Origin of the sequence: Deinococcus actinosclerus (genome assembly GCF_001507665.1) — a bacterium.
Lineage (GTDB): Bacteria > Deinococcota > Deinococci > Deinococcales > Deinococcaceae > Deinococcus > Deinococcus actinosclerus.
Genome location: NZ_CP013910.1, coordinates 756,982 through 777,281, shown reverse-complemented (window position 1 = coordinate 777,281; position 20,300 = coordinate 756,982). Strand labels below are relative to the sequence as shown.

Here is a 20,300-nt window from a genome sequence, read left to right as displayed (position 1 = left end):
AAGCACAGAGAAGAGGGCCGCGCAGGGCGACCCTCTGGAATGGAACAGCGGGAATGGGGCGGGCCTATCCGGCCACCCCGGCCCGTTCGGTGAGGTCGCCGTCCTCCTCGTCCTCCAGCGGCGCGAACAGCCGGTCGAGGTCGGCGGGCGTCAGCTGCGTGGCGTCGCTGAGGCCCCCGTCGAGAATGCCGCGCGCCAGGGACGCCTTGCGGGCCTGGAGGTCGAGGATGCGTTCCTCGACGCTGCCGGCGGCGATCAGCTTGTACACGAACACCGGTTTGTCCTGCCCGATGCGGTACGCGCGGTCGGTGGCCTGCTCCTCGGCGGCCGGGTTCCACCAGGGGTCGTAGTGGATGACGGTGTCGGCCGCCGTGAGGTTCAGGCCCACGCCCCCGGCCTTCAGGGTGATCAGGAAGACGTGGGTCTTGCCGTTCTGGAAGGCGTCGATCTGACCCTGACGGTCCTGGGTGCTGCCGGTGATCATGGAGTACGGGATGCGCTGCTCGCGCAGCCAGTCCTCGAGGTGGCGCAGCAGCGTGGCGAAGCCGCTGAAGATCAGGACGCGGCGGCCCTCCTCGATCATCTGGGGGAGGTGCGCCTGGAGCCAGTCGAACTTGGCGTTGTTCTGCACGCCGCGCGCCGCGTCGAGTTTCACGAGGCGGGGGTCGGTGACCGCCTGCCGCAGCTTGAGCAGGGCGTCGAGGATGGCGATGGTGCTGCGGGCCAGTCCGCGCGCGCGCAGTTCCTCGCGGACGCGGGTCTCGGTCGTGACGCGCACCGTCTCGTACAGGTCGCGCTGGTCGCCGTCCAGCGTGACGCGCACCGGGATCTCGGTCTTGGGGGGCAGTTCGCGCGCCACGTCGCGTTTCTCGCGCCGCAGGATGAACGGGCGCACGCGCGCGGCGAGCGCCTGACGCCGGGACGCTTCGCCGCGTTTCTCGATGGGCGTGCGGTACAGCTCGCGGAAGGTCTTCTCGTCGTGCAGCAGGCCCGGCGCGAGGAAGTTGAACTGCGACCACAGTTCGCCCAGGTGGTTTTCCAGCGGCGTGCCGGTCAGCGCGAGGCGGTGGCGGGCGCTGAGGCTCCCGGCGGCCTTCGCGGCGGCCGTGCGGGTGTTCTTGATGTTCTGCGCCTCGTCGAGGATCACGAGGTGGTACTCGAAGGCCCCCAGTTCCGTGATGTCGCGCGGCAGCAGCGGGTACGTCGTGAGGATCAGGTCATGCTCAGGGATCAGCGCGAACTGCGCGCGGCGGTCCTTGCCGTGCAGGGTCAGCACCCGCAGGTCCGGCGTGAACTTCGCGGCCTCGGCCTGCCAGTTGCCGATCACGCTGGTCGGCGCGATCACCAGACTGGGCCGGTCCGCGCGGCCGGATTCCTTCTCCAGCAGCAGGTGCGACAGGGTCTGCACCGTCTTGCCCAGGCCCATGTCGTCTGCGAGGATGCCGCCCATGCCGTACTCGCGCAGGAACTGCAGCCACGCGACGCCCTGGCGCTGGTAGGGGCGCAGGTCGGCGCGCAGGCCCTGCGGGGGGGTGATGTCCTGCACGCCCCTGAAGTCCCGCAGGCGGCGGCCCAGGTCGAGCAGGCGCTCGGCGCCGAGCCAGCGGGCCTGCACGGCTTCCTCCAGCTGGGCGACGCGGGCCGCGTCGAGGAGTGGAAGGCGCAGGGGGCCGGGGGGCAGGTCGCGGAGGTTGAGTTCCACGAGGACGCCCAGGATGGCCCGGACGCGCCCGGCGGGCAGCGCGACGCGGCGGCCGTCGCCGAGGGAGGCGTGCAGGACCTCGTCGTCCTTGAGTTCCGCCAGGGCTTCTGGGGTGAACAGCTGCGGCTGGCGGGCGATCAGGTCGGCCAGGATGGGGATAAGGCTGAGGCGCTGGCCGTCCACGACGATGCCCAGGTCGAGGGTGAACCAGCCTCCGTGCGAATCGTCGGTCTCGCCGTACCAGTCGGTGATCTCCGCGAAGTTCAGCGGGAACTCGGGGTGGACGTGGATGGTGAAGCCCTGCGCTTCCAGGTCGGCGCGGCCCGCGCGCATGAACTCCATCCAGGCGTCGTCGTCCCCGAGGGTGAGGAGGTGGTCTCCACCGGGAACGGTGTACTCGTGGCCGTAGGCGTCGTCGAGGAGCATGAAGCCGCTCAGGGCGACGGTGTGCGCCGCCTCCCGTTCCGCGGCCGGGTCGCGGGTGACGCGGGTCAGGACGCCGCCCCGGAACACGGCGGGGCCGGTGCCCGCGTGGTCGTCGGGGACGGTCAGGCCCGCGTAGGCGTGCCGGAGTTCCGCCAGCGGCAGCGTGACCGTATGCCGGGCGCCGCTGAAGGCGTGGTGGGTGGCCTCGCGAGCCAGCAGGTGCAGCTGCGGGGTGTACGGCAGGCGTTCCTCGCGGACCTGCACGGTCTGCGGGATGGGCAGGTTCAGGCCCGAGGCGGTGATCGCGTGGGCCAGCGCCACGGCCTGCGCGGGGGGCAGCACCGGGCCGGACAGGAACCGGGCGGTGACCTCGGCGGGGGCGTCGGTCTGCACGCGCGAGAGGGTCAGGGCCGTGGGCCGCACCGCCCACGGGGGCGCGACAGGAAGCAGCTGCGCGTCCGGCGCGTCCGGGAGGTGCACGGCGGGGGTCTGCGCGCCGCGCGGGTCACTGAGCCACGCCAGCTGCCCGCTCAGGTCGGGGCCGCGCGTGAGGGGCTGCTCGGGCCGCTCCCAGCACAGGCGGCCGCTGCCCAGCAGGTGCTCCAGCAGCAGGTCCGCCGCCGGGTGGTCGGTCAGGGCGTGCAGTTCCTCCTGCCAGCGGCCGGGCTCGTGGGTGGCGGTGGTGGCCATCTCCAGCAGGCGCAGCAGGTTCGAGTCGCGGCGCACGAACGCGGGCGCGCTGCTGAGGTTACGGGGCATCGGGTAGCGCTCGGCGCCCTTCACGTCCGGCTGCTCGCCGCGCAGCGGCACGCGCAGGAGTTGCAGCGCCACGCGCCGCCCCCCCGCCGACGATCCGGGCGGCAGGAAGCGCAGCACGTAGCGCAACTCGAACTGGCGGCCGCGGCTGGGGCTGCGGGTGTCCGTGAAGGACGCCAGCCACTGCTGGGTGCGGGCGTCCAGCGGTTCCTCGGCGGGCGCCGGGGGGCCGCCGCCCTCGCCCACCTCCCGCGGGGCGGGACGCGGCCCGGGGGCGGGTCGGTCGCCAGCACGAGCGCCGCCACGTGGCGGCAGCGGTAGCGGCCGCAGGTGCAGGAGCTGCCGCGCAGCTGCGGGTCGGGCGGCGGGAGCAGGTCCACCGTGGCGTGGTAGGGCACGCCCGCGTCGGTGACGGTCGCCTCGGCGTGCCAGCCGTCGTCCGTCCACTCGCGGCGCACGTCGGTGACGGCCTCCTCACGCAGCGCGAGGCCCTGCGCTGCGGTGTCGAGCGCGAAGCCGGGCGGCAGGCGGCTGAGTTTCATGCGTGCACCGGGACGCCCGTTTCAGGCGTCCAGCCGTGCGGGCGGGACGGAATGACCTTCACGGCATGAACAAACACGCCCTCCAGTGTACCGCGCCCCGCGTGATCCTGAACCCGCACTCCAGCACAGAAAATCCACCCGGCTGGACAGCCCCCCGCTGCGACTCACCGGAAGGGGGCGGGTCAGCGGGCCTGGATCCGCCAGACACGGCCCTCGCCGTCGTCGGTCAGCAGCAGCGAGCCGTCGGCGGCCACCGCGAGGTCCACCGGGCGGCCCACCACGGTCTGCCCGCGCAGGAAGCCGGTCATGAAGTCCGTGACCTTCCCGCTCTGCGGATCGACGGTAATCACCTTGTACCCGCTCTTCTCGCTGCGGTTCCAGCTGCCGTGCAGCGCTGCGAACATCTGCCCGCGGTACGCGGCGGGGAAGGTCTTGCCGGTGTAGAACGCCAGTCCCAGCGGCGCGGAGTGCGCGGTTGTCAGGGCGAAAGCGGGCGTGGCGGCCTTGCAGGTGTCGGCCGACTTGCGCCCGAAGTCCTTGTCCCACACCTGCGCCTGTCCGGGCTGGGTGGTGTAGCAGTACGGCCAGCCGTAGAACCCGCCCTGCTTGACCTTGTAGAACCCCTCGGGTGGGAGGTCGTCGCCCAGCTGGTCGCGGCCGTTGTTCGTGGCGTACAGCTGCCCGCCGAACCACTCCAGGCCCACCGCGTTGCGCAGGCCCGTCGCGTAGGGCTTGCCGTTTTTCCCGTCGGCGTCGTACACCCAGATCGCGGCGCGTTTCGGGTCGCTCTCCTCACAGACGTTGCAGGTGCTGCCCGCCGACACGTACATCCGGCCGTCCGGGCCGAACTCCACGGTGCGGGTGGAGTGCCCGCCGCCGCCCGGCAGGTCCACCAGTTTCGTGGGCGCGGCGCTGGCCTTCGTCTCCCCGGCCCTGTAGGGAAAGCGCACCACGCCGTCCGTGTTCGCCACGTACAGGAACCCGCCCTGGATGGCGAGGCCGTGCGGCTGGTTCAGCCCGCTGGCGAACACCTGCTTGCCGTCCGCCTTGCCGTCACGGTTGCGGTCCGGCAGGACGTAGACGGTCCCGGCCCCCGTGTCGCTGAGCAGCACGTCCCCGTTGCTGGCCACCACCATGAAACGCGGTTTCTTGAACCCGTCCGCGTACAGGTTCACCTGGAAGCCGGCGGGCACCTTGAAGCTCTGCGCCGCGCCCGTGCTGCTCTGCGCGCAGCCGGTCCCCAGCAGAGCGAGGGTCGTGGCGGCCAGCGCCGCCGGGAAAGCCAGTCGGATTGAGGGCATGCTCCCAGCAGACCAGCGGCTCATGAGCCCGGCATACCGGCGCGCTCAAGCGCGGCTTCACAGGCCGCAGGTCACGCCGCGAGGCGAGGCGAGTGCACGCCACAGGTCAGGTATCGAATTTGCTGAGCACCTGCTCGGTGCGGGCGCTCTTGACGCGGTTCACGAGCCGCTCGTGCTCGTGCCGGTCGCGCAGGCTCTTGGAGAGGGTCAGGGTGCTGGCGGTCAGGAACAGCGTGCCCATGTACAGGTACCCCTTCACCCACCAGTCCACCGGGATGAAGTAGATGCCCAGCAGCATCAGGCCCAGCGCGGTCGTGAACGCGATCCAGATGAAACTCAGCCAGGCGGGGGAATCACCGACGATGTCCGGGGAACCTTGCATCATGCTGCGCCTCCTGAAACGGGACGTGTGAGGAACTGACCCACAGCATAGGAAGGCCGCGCGCCCTCCCCCGCGCATCCTGAACGCGGTGCAAGAAGGGGGCCCGCTGGGGGCTCAGGCGCGCGTGGCTTCCGGGTACTCGAAACGCGCCCCGAGCGCTTCCAGGTGGCGGAAGAACATCGGGTAGCTCTTGCGGATGTGATGCGCGCCCGTGACGCGGATGGGAGACTGCGCGCCCAGGCCCAGCACGGTCAGCAGCATGATCATGCGGTGGTCGCCGTGCCCGTCCGCCGTGACGCCCCCCGCGAGGCTGGGCGTGCCCGTGACGGTCAGGCTGTCCTGCGTCTCGGTGACAGTCAGGCCCAGGCGCTGAAGCTCGCGGCGCGTGTCGCTGATGCGGTCGCATTCCTTCAGGCGCAGCGTGTACACGTTCTCCCAGGTTGTCGTGCCGTCCGCCAGCGCCGCCGCCGCCGTCAGGGCCTGCACGGCGTCCGTGAAGCCGTCCCCGTCGCGCGTGACCGCGTGCAGGGGCCGCCCGCCCCGCACGATCACGGTGTCACCCTCGCGGGTCAGGTCGGCGCCCATCTCGCGCAGCACGTCCAGCGCCTCACGCTCGCCCTGGAGGTCCTGCTCGCGGAGGTTCGACAGGCGCAGCTCACCGGGCCGCGTGGCGGCCGCCGCCAGGATCGCCGCGCTGCCCGGGTAGTCCCCAGGCACGAGCACGCGACCCGCCCGGTACGCCTGCCCACCCGGAATCGTGACGCGGCTCAGGTCGTCACTCGCGGACGCCTGCACCCCGAACGCCGCCAGGGTGTCCAGCGTCTGCCGCAGCGGCGCGTGACTCTTGATGTTCCCCGTCAGGCGCAGGTCCAGCCCGTCCGGGAGCAGCGGGCCCAGGAACATCAGCGCGCTGGCGTACTGACTACTGCGCTCGGCGCTGACCTCCACCACGCCGCCCCGCACCGGGCCCGAGATGGACAGCGGGAACATCCCCGCACGGCTCTGCACGCGCGCGCCCAGGCGTGACAGGGCCTCCAGCAGATCCCCCTGCGGCCGCTTGCCCAGTGAATCCGGGTAGTCCGTCACGAAGTCGGTGCCGGTCGTCAGGGCCGCCACGCCCATCAGGAACCGCGCCACCGCCCCCGCGTTTCCGGGATTGAGCGTCACGCCCGCACGTGGACTCGCGCCGAAGCCCCGGATCACCGCGTCCCCACCCACCAGTTCCACACCCGCGCCCCAGTCCTCCAGGCAGCGCAGCATCGCCTCGGCGTCCTCGCTGGTCGCCACGCCCACCACCCGTGACTCCCCGTCCGCCAGCGCCGCCGCCAGCAGGTACCGCGTCGTGTAGTTCTTGCTCGGCTGCGCCCGCAGTTCCCCGCGCAACTCGGCGGCGGGATGCACGATCACGTCAAACTTCTCCGGCAGGCCATCCGCACTCATGCCGCCAGCGTAGCCCGCACGCAGGAACCGGGCCGGGGTGCTGTACAGGAGGGGGAGTGGGCGGTGGGAAGGGCAACCCCTCAGTCAGCTGTGCTGACAGCTTCCCTGAGAGGGGAGCCTTGAACACATTCTCCTGCTAAGGCAAAAATTCGATCAGCGGCCAGAAGCGTCCCCCACAGCTTCCGACCGCTGAATGCCACCGGCCGTCGTGCGCGAAGCGCGCGGGCCTGCGACGGGCGCGGCGGATGGCGTCGAGGCCGGACACGTCACCTCACACCACGAACACGCCGCCCAAGTAGAACCTCCTGCCCAGTGCCAACGTCAGCTCCCCCTGCCCCTCTGGAGTAGGGGGCTGGGGGGTGGGGCCGCCCGCCGCGAGGCGCACACCTACAATTCCCAGATCACCCCACCCGCGATCAGCCCCGCCCCGGTGCCGACCAGCAACGCCGTGTCCCCCTCATGCAGCCGCCCGGCCTCCACCGCCTGGTGCAGCGTGAGGGGGAGGCTGGCGGCGATGACGTTCCCGAGGGTGCGCAGCGTGACTTCCACCCGTTCCCCGGGCCAGCCGTAGCGGCGCAGCAGGTCGAGGCCCGCCTGACTGGCCTGATGTGGGATGACGCGGGTGATGCCCGGTAGGCCGTGGCTCAGGCCGGGGCGGAGGCGTTCGAGGAAGGGCGGGACGACGCGGCTGGCGAGTTTGAGAACCTGGAGGCCCTGCATGTCGAAGGTGAAGTCGGTGGGGGCGGCGCCGGGGTGGTTGGGGTGCCGCAGGGTGCCGCCGCCGCTGATGCGGGTGTGGTCGGCGCCGGCGGGGTGCGTCTCGATGCGCGTGGCGTGCAGGCCCTGCCCGGGGCGGGTGGGGGGGCCGAGGACGGCGGCGGCGGCCCCGTCGCCGATCAGGAGGGTGCTTTCGGGCTGGGCGGGGTTCAGGCCGACGCTGCCGCCCTCGCTGCTGATGATCAGGACGTGCCGCGCCTGTCCGGTGTGGATGAGGAGGGCGGCGTGCTGGAGGGCCAGCAGGAAGCTGAGGCAGGTGCCGTGCAGCGAGTACGTGGCGGCGCCGGTGAGGCCGAGTTCGCGGGCATAGAGGGCGGCGCCGTCGGGGATGGGTTGCAGCTGGCTACCGCTGGCGTTCAGGAGGACGTCCACGTCGCTGAGATCCAGGCCCGCGCGGTCCAGGGCCTCACGGGCGGCCTGCGTGCCGAGGGTCAGGGCGGTTTCCGTGCCGGACAGCCAGCGGCGCTCGTGGACGCCGCTGCGTTTCAGGGCGATGGTTTCAGCGACGCCGCACAGCCGGGCGACCTCGGCGGTGGGAACGCGGCGTGTGGGCAGGGCCTGTGCGATCGCGAGGAGGCGCACGCCGAGGACGGTGTCGGATGGGTTCATTCGGGCCTCCAGCTGCGGGTGACGCGGCGGCGTTTCGTGCCGGGCGGGGGCGGGTCGAGGGGCCGGGTGTCGAGGGTGAGGCGCCCCGGGTCGGCGTGGCTGCGGCGCAGGGCGTCCCGGACGGCACGCAGGGCCTGCGCTTGCGTGTCGGGGGTGTGCGGGTCGAGGTGCAGCGTCAGCCGGGCGGGGCCGGTCTGGTCGGCGCGGTACTCGCGCAGGCCCGGCACGCCCGCCAGGGCGCCGCGCAGGAAGTCCGGCCAGACGGTCACGCTCTCCCCTGCCGCGCCGGGGAGGTGCAGGGCGTCGTCCTGCCGCCCGGCGACGCTGTGCACGCGGCGCGCGGCCTGCCCGCAGGGGCACGGATCGGGGTGCAGGCGCAGCGCGTCGTCGAGGCGGTGGCGGATGAACGGCTGCGCGCGGCGGCGCAGATCGGTGATGACCGGGCGGTGCAGGCCGTCCCCCAGGGGTTCGAGGTCGAAGTGGACGTGCGCCTCGTTCAGGTGCAGCGACCCGTGCGGGCACGGCAGGGCCAGGAGGCCCTCGGTGGCCTGATAGACCTGCACGACGTCACCCCAGTCGCGCAGGGCAGCCTCGTCGTCGGGGTCGAGGACCTCCGCGACGCTGATCACGCGGGCGCGTAGGCGCACGCCGGTGCGGTGCAGGGCGCGCAGCACGCCGGGCGGCCCGACGATCAGGGTGGGCGCGTACCCCTCGACCTCGGCGGCGAGGTCCGGGAGGGGGCGCAGCAGGTCGAAGAAGCGGAACTCCAGCCGCCCGCGTCCGACGCTGCGGTACAGGGGACTGTCGGCCCGCAGGAAGAACGCGACCCGCTGCGGGCGCAGCATCCCCCACAGCCCGCCGGGCAGCAGGTGGCGCAGCACGGTTCCGGCCCAGCGGACCTGCTCGGCGCGGCTGACCAGGAAGACGCCCTGGGTGCCGCTCGTGCCGGTGGACAGGCCGACCGTGACTGGTCCGGCGGGCGTGGCGAGGGTGGGGGTGAAGTCGCGGGTGCGTTCCGCCTGCCGCCCGACCGCCAGGGCGCAGTCCAGCGTGACGCCCACGGTGTTCAGCGTGTCGAACGTGGCGAGCATGGCGGCCTTGTCGGTGGGGGGCAGCTCGCGCCAGCGGCTCAGGGGGAGTCCGGCGGCGCGGAAGCGGGCGGCGACGGCGGGGCTGTGCGCGGCCACCCAGCGCAGGTGCCCGTGCGCGAGGCGCTCCTGGTGGCGCTCCAGCGCCTCGCGCGAGCGGAAGGTCAGGCGGGCGTCGTCCAGCGCGCCCAGCAGGGTCAGGACGGTGCTCACGGGGCCGTCCAAGTTCATGGGGCGGTCCAGCCCTCGGGCGCGTCGTGGCTGACGTGCAGCCTCGCACCGGGATTGGCGTGCAGGAAGGCGCGCAGGGCCGCGCCGCTCGCAGACTCCTGCGCGGGGTCGTGGAAGGCCACGCGGGCCAGCGGGTGCACCGGACGTTCCTCGCGGCCCGCGCGGACACTCCAGGCGGCGTCGGCGGCCAGGACGGTCAGGCCCGCGTCCTCCTGCGCCAGCAGGCCCACCATGCCGGGCGCGTGCCCTGGCAGCGGCACGGCGCGCAGCAGCCCGTCCCCGAACACGTCCGCGACCTCCGCGAAGGGGTGCAGGGCGTCCCCGGCGGCCGTGAAGTCCAGCCACGCGCAGCGGTCCTCGAAGTCGTCCGGGAGGAGTTCCGGCAGGTACGCGCGGCGCACCGCCCGCACGCCCCGCAGCTTGCGCAGGGGCTCCCAGGCGCGGCGGTCGAGGTGGAAGGTCGCGTGCGGGAAGTCGCGCAGGCCGCCCACGTGATCGGCATGCAGGTGCGAGACGATCACGTGCCGCACTTCCTCCGGGGCGAAGCCCAGCACGCGCAGCTGCTCGCGCGCCGAGTCGTGCGGGCCAAGCTGCACGGGGGTAATCAGGCCGTAGATCAGGCCCGGCCAGCGGCGCATCGCGGCCACCACGTCCGCGCCGTAGCCGGTGTCGAACAGCACGGGGCCGCGCGTGGGATGCAGGATCAGCGTGAAGCCCGCCGGGTACGCCTGCACCCGCCACGGGGCGCCGCGCTCGGTGATCGCCGCGAGGTTCAGGCACGACCCGGCCCGCAGGGGGATCACCCGGACGCTCACGCCGCCCCTCCCCGCAGGGCCGCAAAGACGTCCGCGAACCCCTGCCCCGGCGTGACGACCGGCGCGTACCCCAGCCGCTCGCGGGCCCGGGTCAGGTCCAGCGTCATGGGCCGCGTCAGGAGGCGCACGCCGCTGGCGGTCAGGGGCGGCTCGGGCCGCTCGGGGTGCAGGCGCGCGCCGAATTCCAGCGCCGCCGCGATCCCCTCCAGCAGTCGCGCGGGCACGCGCCGGATCGGTCTGGGCACGCCCAGCGTGTCGGCCAGCCGGTCCAGCGTCGCCCACAGCGGAATGGCCTGCCCGTCGGTGACGTTGAACACGCCGGGCGCGGGGCGGGCCAGGGCCAGCGTGATCGCGTGGGCGACGTTGCGTACGTCGGTCAGGTCGGTCCACACCTCCCGGTCGGTCAGGCGCGGCAGGCGGCCCGAGCGCAGCGCCGCCGCCAGCCGGGGCACGATGCTGGTGTCCCCCACGCCGTAGATGCCACGTGGGCGCAGGACCGTCGCGTCGGGCAGCGCGGCGCGCACGGCCTCCTCGGCCTGCCACTTGCTGCGGGCGTACAGACTGTCGAAACGTGGGCCGACCCGGGTGTCCTCCCGCACGCCCTGCGTGTGGCCGGTGGCGTTGTACACGCTGGGCGTGCTGACATGCACCAGCCGCACGCCCCGCCGCGCGCACGCCCGGGCCAGCGCGGCGCTGGGGGCCACGTTGTCCGCGTGGAAGTCCGCTGCGTGGCCCCACAGGGTCGAGCGGGCCGCCGCGTGCACCACCCCCTCCACCGGCGGCCCATCCACACCGGCCAGCAGGGCGTCCCAGTCCGCACCGCGCAGGTCGGCCGCCACGAACCGCACGCCGTCGCGCTGCAGCGCCGCGCCGCGCGCCGCGTCCCGGCCCAGGCCGCGCACCTCGTGTCCGGCTTCCGCCAACGCCCGCGCGGTCACTCCGCCCAGGAACCCGGTCGCGCCTGTCACCAGAATGGTCATCGTCCGTGATTATGGCGGCCCCGCGCGTCACCCGCGCCGGAATCCGGACGGCGTTCAGGCCACTCGGCGCACGCCGCGCTCCGCCATCCGGCCGAGGTGCGCCCTCCAGGCCGGCCGGTAGGCTGGCCCTCATGACGAGCCCCCATGTTCAGGTCGAGTTTCAGGCCGGTCAGCGCTGGACGTACCGCACCCGCCCCGGCGAGGACACGAGCACGGTACTGATCCTGCGCCGCGACGACGAACCGAACGGCACGGTGCTGCACGTGGCGCTGGACGGGCTGCGGCTGGGAAATCCGCACCTGCCGGGCGGCGTGCAGATGGCACTGGGCCACGCGCCGGTCACGGCGGACGCGCTGCGCGCCAGCGTGCTGGAGCTGATCCAGGTGAACGCCCCCCTGCCCGCCGACGAGGGCGGCTACCGTCAGTGGCGCGAGGCGGCCGACCGGGGCGAGGCGGGCGTGTTCACCCTGACCCTCGCGGAAATCCTGGACGTGATCGGGCAGGCGGTCGCCCCCGCCCTGCCCGGGGAGCTGTTCGGCAAGACGAACCGGCGCTGAGGCGCCGGGTGGTCAGGTGTCCCAGCGGTCGTCCGGACTGTCGCCCGGCGCCTCGGCCGGGGCAGGGTCGAGCAGGGTGGCGCTGCCGGGCAGCATGGCGTAGTCGCACAGGGCCAGGAACGCCGCGTCGGAGGGCAGGGCGCTCACGCCCAGCGTGAACTCGGCGTCCAGCTGCGAGAGCAGGTAGTTCACCGCGAGTTCCGGCCGCAGGTCGCGGGGCAGGACACGCAGCGCGTCCGGGGTGCGTTCCAGCCGCAGGGTGTCCCGCAGGGGCCCCTCGGCCAGCCAGTCCCTGAGTTCCCGCTCGGCCTGATCAAGCGGCATGGGCAGCCCGTGCGGGTGGCGCAGTTCCACGCGCAGCAGCCGCCCGTGCCGCTCGGTGCGGGTCAGGTCCAGGCCCAGCTGCGCCAGGGCGCTCACGTGCCCGGCGGCCTGCGCGGCCAGTTCCAGCGCGCCCTGCGCGGCGTCGAGCGTCTCTATGGTCAGGCGGCGCCACGCGGGATCCTCCGCGCCGTCCGGGTCGAGCAGCGCCGCGCCGTGCAGCAGCACCTGCCAGGACGTGAACGCGGCGGGCACGTTCAGCAGTTCCTCCTCGTCCAGCGCGGTCACGGGAATGAGCTCCGCGCCGCGCAGCAGGGCCGACAGCCCCGAGGCGACGCGGTCCAGGTCGTCGGTACCGGCGTGCAGGAGGGTCCCCTCGGGATTCAGGAAGGCGGCGATCATGCCCGCCACTGTACGGCCCGGCCGCGCCGGCGACTGTCGTTCCGGTCGGCCGCGAAAAACCCACCCCGGTCAGGGTGGGTCGCGGCGCACTGGGGCGCGGGTCAGTCGTCGGCGCTGACGACCGGCCCGCGCGAGGGGCTCCGGTCGCCCCCGGCGGCGTTCGTGTGCGTCTCGGTGAGGATGCCGCTCAGTTCCGGGTGCCCCTCGGCCTTCTTCTGCTGGATGCCGTCCCGGACATTCCCGGCGAGTTCGGCGGAGACCCGGTCCAGGTGGCCGATGAAGCGGTCGGCGATGAAGGCGGGCACGTCGGCCAGCGCGCCGGCGAAGTTCATGGCGAGGCGCTTGCGCTCGTCCGGCTGCATGACGGCGTACAGTTCGCGCGGCTGGCCGTAGTAGTCGGTGTCGTCCTCGGGCCAGCCGTAGCGGTCGGCGAGGGCGCCCAGCGGCATGGGGGGTTCCTGCGGGGTGCCGTCCGCGACGGCGGGCCCGCCGAAGGAGTTCGGCTCGTACACGGGCGTGCCGCCGAAGTTCCCGTCGAAGCGCGTCTGGCCGTCGCGGTGGTAGGTCATGACCGGGCAGGCGGCCCTGTTCACCGGCAGCGCGGCGTAGTTGATCCCGATGCGGTAGCGGTGCGCGTCAGCGTAGCTCATCAGGCGTGCCTGGAGCATCTTGTCGGGGCTGGCACCCAGGCCGCGCGGGAGGTTGCTGGGCTCGAAGGCGGCCTGCTCGATCTCCGCGAAGTAGTTCTGGGGGTTCTCGTTCAGCTCGAACTCCCCGATCTGCATCAGGGGGTAGTCCTTGTGGGGCCACACCTTGGTCAGGTCGAAGGGGTTGATGTGGTAGGTCTCGGCGTCCTTCTCGGGCATCACCTGGATGCTGACCGTCCACTTGGGGTACTCGCCGCGCTCGATGGCGTCGAACAGGTCCTGGAAGTGGTAGTCGGGGTTCTTCGCGGCGACCTGCGCGGCGACGTCCTCGGTGATGTTCTGCACGCCCTGCTGGCTGTGGAAGTGCCACTTCACGTAGAAGCGCTCGCCCCGGTCGTTCCACAGGCTGTAGGTGTGGCTGGAGTAGCCGTTCATGAAGCGGAAGGAGCGGGGGATGCCGCGGTCGCCGAACAGGTACATGACCTGATGCAGGCTCTCGGGGCGCAGGCCCCAGAAGTCGAACTGCATGGTGTTGCTGCGCCGGCCCGTGACCGGGTGGCGTTTCTGGCTGTGGATGAAGTCCTGGAACTTGATGGGGTCACGCACGAAGAAGATCGGGGTGTTGTTGCCCACCAGGTCCCAGTTGCCGTCCTCGGTGTAGAACTTCAGCGCGAAGCCGCGCGGGTCGCGGACGGTGTCGGCGAAGCCGCGTTCCCCGGCGACGGTGCTGAAACGGGCCAGCATGCGGCACTCGGTGCCTTCCTTCTGGAAGAGCCCGGCGACCGTGAGTTCCGGGATGGCGCGGGTGACGCGGAAGGTGCCGAAGGCGCCGCTGCCCTTGGCGTGCACGACACGCTCGGGGACGCGCTCGCGGTTGAAGTGCGCCATGCGCTCGAGCAGGTGCCAGTCCTGCAGCAGGACCGGGCCGCGCTCCCCGGCGGTGAGGCTGTTGGTGTTGCTGGGCGCGAGGTTGCCGGAGTGGTTGGTCAGCGGCGCGCCCGGGGCCTGGGGCGCGCTCGTCTGCATGTCGGCGGATTCGGTGGGGGCGTAGGCCTTGTCGGTCTGGTCGGGCATGGCGCACTCCTGAAGGGGGCAGTGAGGGGAAGGGGCGGAATCGGACACCCCAACCTTAATAGGAATGCTTCTCAATAAAGTGAGGGTGGCGTCAGGCTTCCATGAAGGCCGGTCTCACGCCTCGTTCACGGACCGCGCTCGATCACGTACGCCCGGCCGCCCTGCACCTGCACGGTCACCCGCACGGCCCCACCGTCCACACTGACCTCGCACGACTGCGCCTGCGCCGGCAGCGGCCCCGGCACCACCTCGCCGCACGGGCGGGTAAAGCCCACGTTCGGCGACGGTTTCGCCGCCAGCGCCGCCCCAGCCACCCGCGCCGCGTAGTCCCGTACGCCGCGCCCCTGCACCGCCAGCGTCGCCACCACCACGCCCACCAGCGCGAAGAACACCACCAGCACCGTCACGAAGGTCCGCAGGCTGCGCGCGCGCATCTCCGGCGTCACCTCGCGCAGCTCGCCCGCGCCTCTGAGCCCCGGCCCTCCCTGACCCGGCCCCGGCGGGGCCTTCGGGACGGCAGACGACTTGGCAGGCGGGCGGGGACGCGGACTCACCCCCCCACCCTAGCGCCGCGGGCAGGCAGGGTACACTGACCCCCATGAGCAAGGTCATCATCATCGGAGCGGGCGGCGTCGCCAACGTCGTCGCCAAGAAGTGCGCCCAGAACGATCAGGTCTTCACCGAAGTGCTGATCGCCACCCGCACCGTCGCCAAGGCCGACAAGATCGTCGCCGAGATCAAAGAGCACATGCCCGAGAGCAAGGCCGTGTTCACCACCGCCACCGTCGACGCCGACAACGTCCCCGAACTCGTCAAGCTGATCAACGACTTCGGACCGAAGATGGTCATCAACGTGGCCCTTCCCTACCAGGACCTGACCATCATGGACGCCTGCCTCGAAACCGGCGTGCACTACCTCGACACCGCCAACTACGAACCCAAGGACGTCGCCAAGTTCGAGTACTCCTGGCAGTGGGCCTACCAGGACCGCTTCCGCGAGAAGGGCCTGATGGCGCTGCTCGGCTGCGGCTTCGACCCCGGCGCCACCCAGGCGTTCACCGCGCACCACGCCAAGCACCACTTCTCTGAAATCCACTACCTGGACATCGTGGACTGCAACAACGGCAACCACGGCAAGGCGTTCGCCACCAACTTCAACCCGGAAATCAACATCCGCGAGATCACCGCCAACGGCCGCTACTGGGAAAACGGTCAGTGGGTCGAGACCCAGCCCCTGGAAATCAGCCAGGACATCTACTACCCCAAGGTCGCCACCCGCAAGAGCTACGTGCTGTACCACGAGGAACTCGAGTCCCTCGTCAAGCACTTCCCCACCATCAAGCGCGCCCGCTTCTGGATGACCTTCGGCGAGGCGTACATCAAGCACCTCAACGTCCTCGAGGGCATCGGCATGACCTCGATCGAACCCATCGACTTCCGCGGCATGAAGGTCGCCCCGATCGAGTTCCTGAAAGCCGTGCTGCCCGCCCCCGAATCCCTGGCGGCCGGGTACAGCGGCCAGACCTGCATCGGCGTGCAGGCCAAGGGCATCGGCAAGGACGGCCAGCCCAAGGTGCACTTCGTGTACAACGTCAAGGACCACGCCGACTGCTACCGCGAGGTGCAGGCGCAGGGCGTCAGCTACACCACCGGCGTGCCCGCCATGATCGGCGCCATGCTGATGCTCCAGGGCGAGTGGATGCAGCCCGGCGTCTGGAACGTCGAGCAGCTCGACCCCGATCCCTTCTTCGACGCCATGAACAAGTGGGGCCTGCCCATCAGCGAACTGGCCGACATCGAACTCGTCAAGGACTGAACCACCCCATCAGGACCGTGCGCCGCCCCCTCCCCGGGCGGCGCACCCCTTTGGGAGCCCCGGTACACTGCCCGCATGCACTTCCTGCTGCTGTACCGCGACCTCGTCCCCGACTACGTCACGCGGCGCGAACCGCTGCGGGCCGCGCACCTCGCGCACGCGCAGGCCGCCGCCGACCGGGGCGAGTTGCTGCTGGGGGGCGCGCTGGCCGACCCGGTGGACGGCGCCGCCCTCCTGTTCCAGGGCGACGAACCGGACGCCGCTGAACAGTTCGCCCGCACCGACCCATACGTGCTGGGCGGGCTGATCGGCACCTGGGAAGTGCGGCGCTGGCACACCGTCATCGGCGCAGGCGCCGCCCACCAGCCCTGAGCCTTCACTCCAGCAGGTCCAGTCGCTGCCAGCCGCTGCGGAGGCTGAGCCAGGTACCGAGGACGGTGGCGACCACCAGCCCGATCAGGCCGAGGATGCCTTCCAGGGTGGTCAGGGCGCTGTAGCCGGGGAACAGGTCGGGCCGCAGGACGCTGCCGGCGGCGGGGCGGGCGAGCAGGAGGAGGCACAGCACGCTGTAGGCGAGGCTGAGGCCCATGAAGGCGAGGCCGCCGGGGCTGACGCCGATCTCGGCGGGGTTGTCCGCGTCGAATTTGGGGGCGGCGGCGCCGAGGCCCACGCCGAGCGCGGTGATCACGAGGGCGTTGCTGACGCTGACCAGGGCGCTGAGCAGGAAGAGGGTGGGGCCGAGGTTCATGGCGGCGGCGCTGGCGAGGCCCATGATGAGGCCCACGGTCAGGGTGACGGGCAGCACCCCCAGGAATTTGCTGAGGACGATCTGGCGCGGCTGGATGGGCGCGGTGCGCAGCAGCCAGTAGCTGCGCGCCTCGGTGCTGACGGCGGGGAACGCGAGGCGGACGGCGATGCCCGCGATGATGAAGCCCTGGAAGGCCAGCTGGATGTAGCCGAGGATGCCCCGGAACTGCGGCACCGGGATGGGGACGGCCTTGACGCTCACGAGGTACACCCCGGCGAGTGCCACGACCACGAGCAGCTGGCTCCACTGGGTGGGGTCGCGCAGCGTGACGCGCAGGTCCTTGCTGGCGAGCGCGCCGCCGCGCCCCAGGCGGGTCAGCAGGCGTTCGGTGGGCCCGGCGCGGCGGGGGCGCGGGTCGAGTCTGGGGGTGCTGGAGTCCAGCGCGCGGGCCCAGCCGTCCTGGTAGGCCTTCGCGGCGAGGAGAGTCGCGCCCAGGAGCAGCGTGGCGGTGAGCAGCAGCAGCGGCAGCAGCGGCGCGGCGAGGTGGCCGTGCGCGGCCTGCCAGATGCCCTGGGCGGCCCAGGAGGGCGGCAGGAGGGGGCTGCTGGGTCCGGCGAAGTCGCGCAGCAGGGCCTCGACCTTGCCAGGGTCCTGGAGTTTCTGCACGAGCACCTCGGGCCGCAGGGCGCGGATGGCGTACACGAGGGCGGCGCTGATGATCACGCCCAGGCCGGTGCTGACCTCGCGGACGCGGCCGACCGGGGCGACGCGCATGAGCAGCACGGCGAGCAGCGCGCCGAGGCCCACGGGCGCGGCGAACACCAGCAGCGCGGTGAGCAGCATGACCGGGTAGGCCCAGACGGGCGCGTGGAAGTACGCGGCGACCGTCAGGAGCAGCGGGACGGTCAGGAACACCGGGACCAGCGCGGCGTTCAGGAACGTCTCGGTGACCTTCAGGGCGAACACGCGGGTCGTCTGGATGGGCTGGGTCAGGAGGAAGTTCAGGTCGTCACTGAGGTACAGCGTGCTGATGGCGGCGGTGGTGGCGCTGAAGGTCACGCCGCTGCTCAGCGTGATCAGGCCGATCTCCAGCACGCGGGAAAAGACGTTCAGGCCGATGTCGCCGAAGCGGCCCAGGAAGGTCAGGGCCTTCCATGTGCCGGCCACCTCGCCGGCCACGAGGAGCAGGGCCAGCGTGCCCACGAGCGCGTAGCCCCACTTCGGGGCCCGGCGGACGGTGTGGGCCAGCGCGCGGAGTTTCAGGCCGCTCAGGCTGGGCTGGGCCGTCCCGGTGGGGCGGGGGGCGGGCGTGACGGTCAAGCGCCCACCCCGGGCACTCCGGCGGCCTCGCGGGCGCGGCGCCCCTCCTCCAGTTCGTCCTCCAGCAGCCGGAAGAAGATGCGTTCCAGGCTGTCGCCGTGCACGCCGCCAGCCTCGGTGCCGGTGCGGGCGCGCAGGTCGTCCATGCTGCCCTCGCCGAGCACCTTGCCGCGGTCGAGCACGACCAGCCGGTCGCAGACGGCCTCCGCGACGGGCAGCGAGTGGGTGGTGAGCAGCACGGTGCGGCCCCGGTCGGCGTGCGAGCGGAACAGGTCCCGCACCTGCCGCGCGGCGTGCGGGTCGAGACCCACCATGGGTTCGTCCACGATCAGGACGGGCGGGTCGGGCAGCAGCGCGGCGATGATCGCCACCTTCTGCCGCATGCCGTGCGAGTACGTCTCGATGAGTTCATTGCCGAAGTCGGTCAGGCGGAAGAACTCCAGCCAGCGGTCGATCTCGGTGTCCGCCCCCCCGACCTGATACAGCTGCCCCACGAAGCGCAGCAGTTCGCGGGCGGTCAGCTTGCCGTACAGGTACGGGCGGTCCGGGATGTACCCGAACGCCGCCTTGGCCTTCACCGGGTCGCGCCACACGTCGAAGCCCGCCACGCGCACCGCGCCGCTCGTGGGGCGGGTCAGGCCGACCAGCGCGCGGATGGTGGTGGTCTTCCCCGCCCCGTTGCTGCCCAGCAGGCCGAACACCGCGCCGGGCTGCACCGTGAACGACAGGTTGCTGACGGCCTCGTGCCGCCCGTAGCGCTTGGTGTACCCCTGCACCTCAATCATGAGGGGCAGCGTACCGCCGCGCGTCTGACGCGGAGCTCACACCTGAGCCGGTCAATCGGGCGGCGGTCTGGCCTCTGCGGCGCACCGTCCGGGCAGCGCCGCTCAGTCCTGGCGGTCGAGCCAGCCGGCCAGCCAGGGCAGCTTCTCCTGCACCTTCCCGCGCAGGCCACCCCAGTAGCGTTTCGACCAGCCCTCCAGGGTGCGCTGCTTGCCGCGCGCGACGGCCATGGCGCCCTCGGGCACGTCGTCGTGCACGGCGCTGCCCGCCGCGATGAAGGCGGCGTCGCCCACAACGCGCGGAGCGATCAGGGTGCTGTTGCTGCCGATGAACACGCCCGCGCCCACGGTGGAGCGGTGCTTGTTCACGCCGTCGAAGTTCGCGACGATGGTGCCCGCCCCGACGTTCGTCTCCTCGCCGATCTCGACGTCGCCCAGGTACGCGAGGTGCCCGGCCTTCACGCCCTGGGCCAGCCGGGCGTTTTTCGTCTCCACGAAGTTCCCGATGTGCACGCCCCCTGCCAGGACGGTGCCGGGGCGCAGGCGCGCGAACGGCCCCACGTCGCTGCCCGCGCCGACCTCGGCGCCCTCCAGGACGCTGTGGGGCTTGACCGTCACGCCCTCGTGGAGGGTGCTGTCGGTGATGACGCTGTACGCGCCGATGGTGGCGCCCTCGGCCACGCGGGTCTGGCCGCGCAGGATCACGCCGGGTTCCAGGGTCACGTCCCGGCCGAGCTGCACGGTGTCCTCGATGTACACCGTCTCGGGCAGGTGGATGGTCACGCCGGCGCGCATGTGCTCCTGCGTGAGGCGCGCGCGGATGATCCCCTCGGCCTCGGCCAGCCCGGTGCGGTCGTTGGCGCCCATGACCTCGCTGGGATCGGTGAGTTTGAAGGCGTGCACCTCGGCCCCCTCGGCGCGGTACAGCCCCAGCAGGTCGGTGAGGTAGTACTCGCCGCTGGCGTTGTCGTTCGTGATGCGCGCCGAGAGCTCGCGCGCGCGGGCGTCCATCAGGTACACGCCGCTGTTGAATTCCCGCACGTCGCGTTCCTGGGGCGTGGCGTCCTTCTGCTCCACGATGCGTTCCACGTTGCCCTGGGCGTCGCGGATGATCCGGCCGTACCCGGTCGCGTCCGGCACCTCGCCGGTCAGGACCGTGAAGGCCCCGCCCCGCGCGCGGTGATCGCTCAGCAGGGCCGTCAGGGTGTCGGCGCGCAGCAGGGGCGTGTCGCCGTACAGCACGAGCACGTCCGCCTGATGGTCACTCAGGGCGTCGAGTCCCTGGATGAACGCGTGCCCCGTGCCGAGCTGCTGGGCCTGCCGCGCGAAGATCACGTCCGCTTCACCCAGGGCGGCCTCCACTTTTTCGGCGCCGTGGCCGGTCACCACCACCACGTTCCGGGCGCCCAGGTCACGGGCGGTCTTCACGGCCCAGGCGACCATCGGGCGGCCCGCGACGGGGTGCAGCACCTTGGGCAGGCTGGATTTCATGCGGGTGCCCTGCCCGGCAGCGAGAATCACGACGTCCAGCGGACGGGTCTGTTCAGTCATAGCGTGCCCACTGTACCAATCCGCCGCGCCGCG

General features: G+C 72.1%; 18 protein-coding genes. 3 read left to right on the top strand and 15 right to left on the bottom strand.

Features of this window, described 5'->3' with window-relative positions:
• Positions 1–64 precede the first annotated feature (64 nt).
• From AUC44_RS03740 to AUC44_RS03705, 9 genes are all read right to left on the bottom strand, one after another.
• The gene (locus AUC44_RS03740; protein ID WP_231724516.1) at positions 65–3,004 is read right to left on the bottom strand and encodes an SNF2-related protein; all 2,940 of its coding nucleotides are present in this window, start codon (positions 3,002–3,004) and stop codon (positions 65–67) included.
• Positions 2,908–3,426, bottom strand: coding sequence for an SWIM zinc finger family protein (locus AUC44_RS16990; protein ID WP_231724515.1), 519 nt, complete (start codon positions 3,424–3,426; stop codon positions 2,908–2,910). The genes AUC44_RS03740 and AUC44_RS16990 overlap by 97 nt, the downstream gene beginning before the upstream one ends.
• A gap of 182 nt (positions 3,427–3,608) precedes the next feature.
• On the bottom strand, positions 3,609–4,727 hold the full coding sequence (locus AUC44_RS03735) for a PQQ-dependent sugar dehydrogenase (protein ID WP_062157453.1): 1,119 nt from the start codon (positions 4,725–4,727) through the stop codon (positions 3,609–3,611).
• 106 nt (positions 4,728–4,833) lie between these two features.
• Complete coding sequence (locus tag AUC44_RS03730) at positions 4,834–5,112, bottom strand: YiaA/YiaB family inner membrane protein (protein ID WP_062157452.1); 279 nt, start codon at positions 5,110–5,112, stop codon at positions 4,834–4,836.
• Positions 5,113–5,223: 111 nt separating this feature from the next.
• A complete protein-coding gene (gene aroA / locus AUC44_RS03725) occupies positions 5,224–6,549 on the bottom strand; it encodes a 3-phosphoshikimate 1-carboxyvinyltransferase (RefSeq protein ID WP_062157451.1) in 1,326 nt (441 codons plus the stop codon).
• A 387-nt stretch (positions 6,550–6,936) separates the two neighbouring features.
• Positions 6,937–7,935, bottom strand: a complete 999-nt coding sequence (locus tag AUC44_RS03720) for a 3-oxoacyl-ACP synthase III family protein (protein WP_062157450.1) — start codon at positions 7,933–7,935, stop codon at positions 6,937–6,939.
• On the bottom strand, positions 7,932–9,254 hold the full coding sequence (locus tag AUC44_RS03715) for a F390 synthetase-related protein (RefSeq protein WP_082688936.1): 1,323 nt from the start codon (positions 9,252–9,254) through the stop codon (positions 7,932–7,934). The genes AUC44_RS03720 and AUC44_RS03715 overlap by 4 nt, the downstream gene beginning before the upstream one ends.
• Positions 9,251–10,069, bottom strand: coding sequence for an MBL fold metallo-hydrolase (locus AUC44_RS03710; RefSeq protein WP_062157449.1), 819 nt, complete (start codon positions 10,067–10,069; stop codon positions 9,251–9,253). Before AUC44_RS03710 ends, AUC44_RS03715 begins: the two co-directional genes overlap by 4 nt.
• Positions 10,066–11,049, bottom strand: a complete 984-nt coding sequence (locus AUC44_RS03705; protein ID WP_062157448.1) for an NAD-dependent epimerase/dehydratase family protein — start codon at positions 11,047–11,049, stop codon at positions 10,066–10,068. The genes AUC44_RS03710 and AUC44_RS03705 overlap by 4 nt, the downstream gene beginning before the upstream one ends.
• 131 nt (positions 11,050–11,180) lie before the next feature.
• On the opposite strand from AUC44_RS03705, the gene AUC44_RS03700 reads away from it, so the two are divergent.
• Positions 11,181–11,606, top strand: coding sequence for a hypothetical protein (locus tag AUC44_RS03700; protein WP_082688935.1), 426 nt, complete (start codon positions 11,181–11,183; stop codon positions 11,604–11,606).
• Between the two features lie 12 nt (positions 11,607–11,618).
• Here the strand turns inward: AUC44_RS03700 and AUC44_RS03695 are convergent, their stop codons facing one another.
• The 3 genes from AUC44_RS03695 to AUC44_RS03685 form a co-directional block, all read right to left on the bottom strand.
• A complete protein-coding gene (locus AUC44_RS03695; RefSeq protein WP_062157447.1) occupies positions 11,619–12,329 on the bottom strand; it encodes an HAD family hydrolase in 711 nt (236 codons plus the stop codon).
• A 101-nt stretch (positions 12,330–12,430) separates the two neighbouring features.
• A complete protein-coding gene (locus AUC44_RS03690) occupies positions 12,431–14,050 on the bottom strand; it encodes a catalase (RefSeq protein ID WP_197408578.1) in 1,620 nt (539 codons plus the stop codon).
• A 125-nt stretch (positions 14,051–14,175) separates the two neighbouring features.
• On the bottom strand, positions 14,176–14,484 hold the full coding sequence (locus AUC44_RS03685; RefSeq protein ID WP_157445156.1) for a hypothetical protein: 309 nt from the start codon (positions 14,482–14,484) through the stop codon (positions 14,176–14,178).
• 164 nt (positions 14,485–14,648) lie between these two features.
• Here AUC44_RS03685 and AUC44_RS03680 point away from each other — a divergent pair, with 164 nt between their 5' ends.
• The gene (locus AUC44_RS03680) at positions 14,649–15,866 is read left to right on the top strand and encodes a saccharopine dehydrogenase family protein (protein ID WP_062157445.1); all 1,218 of its coding nucleotides are present in this window, start codon (positions 14,649–14,651) and stop codon (positions 15,864–15,866) included.
• A 75-nt stretch (positions 15,867–15,941) separates the two neighbouring features.
• Entirely contained in the window at positions 15,942–16,238 is a 297-nt protein-coding gene (locus AUC44_RS03675) for a YciI-like protein (protein WP_062157444.1), read from the top strand.
• A gap of 4 nt (positions 16,239–16,242) precedes the next feature.
• On the opposite strand, the gene AUC44_RS03670 is transcribed toward AUC44_RS03675, so the two are convergent.
• The 3 genes from AUC44_RS03670 to glmU all read right to left on the bottom strand — a co-directional run bounded on the left by AUC44_RS03670 (position 16,243) and on the right by glmU (position 20,267).
• Positions 16,243–17,934, bottom strand: coding sequence for a putative ABC transporter permease subunit (locus AUC44_RS03670; protein WP_062157443.1), 1,692 nt, complete (start codon positions 17,932–17,934; stop codon positions 16,243–16,245).
• The gene (locus AUC44_RS03665; RefSeq protein WP_062157442.1) at positions 17,931–18,719 is read right to left on the bottom strand and encodes an ABC transporter ATP-binding protein; all 789 of its coding nucleotides are present in this window, start codon (positions 18,717–18,719) and stop codon (positions 17,931–17,933) included. Before AUC44_RS03665 ends, AUC44_RS03670 begins: the two co-directional genes overlap by 4 nt.
• 102 nt (positions 18,720–18,821) lie before the next feature.
• The gene (gene glmU, locus AUC44_RS03660) at positions 18,822–20,267 is read right to left on the bottom strand and encodes a bifunctional UDP-N-acetylglucosamine diphosphorylase/glucosamine-1-phosphate N-acetyltransferase GlmU (protein ID WP_062157441.1); all 1,446 of its coding nucleotides are present in this window, start codon (positions 20,265–20,267) and stop codon (positions 18,822–18,824) included.
• Positions 20,268–20,300 lie beyond the last annotated feature (33 nt).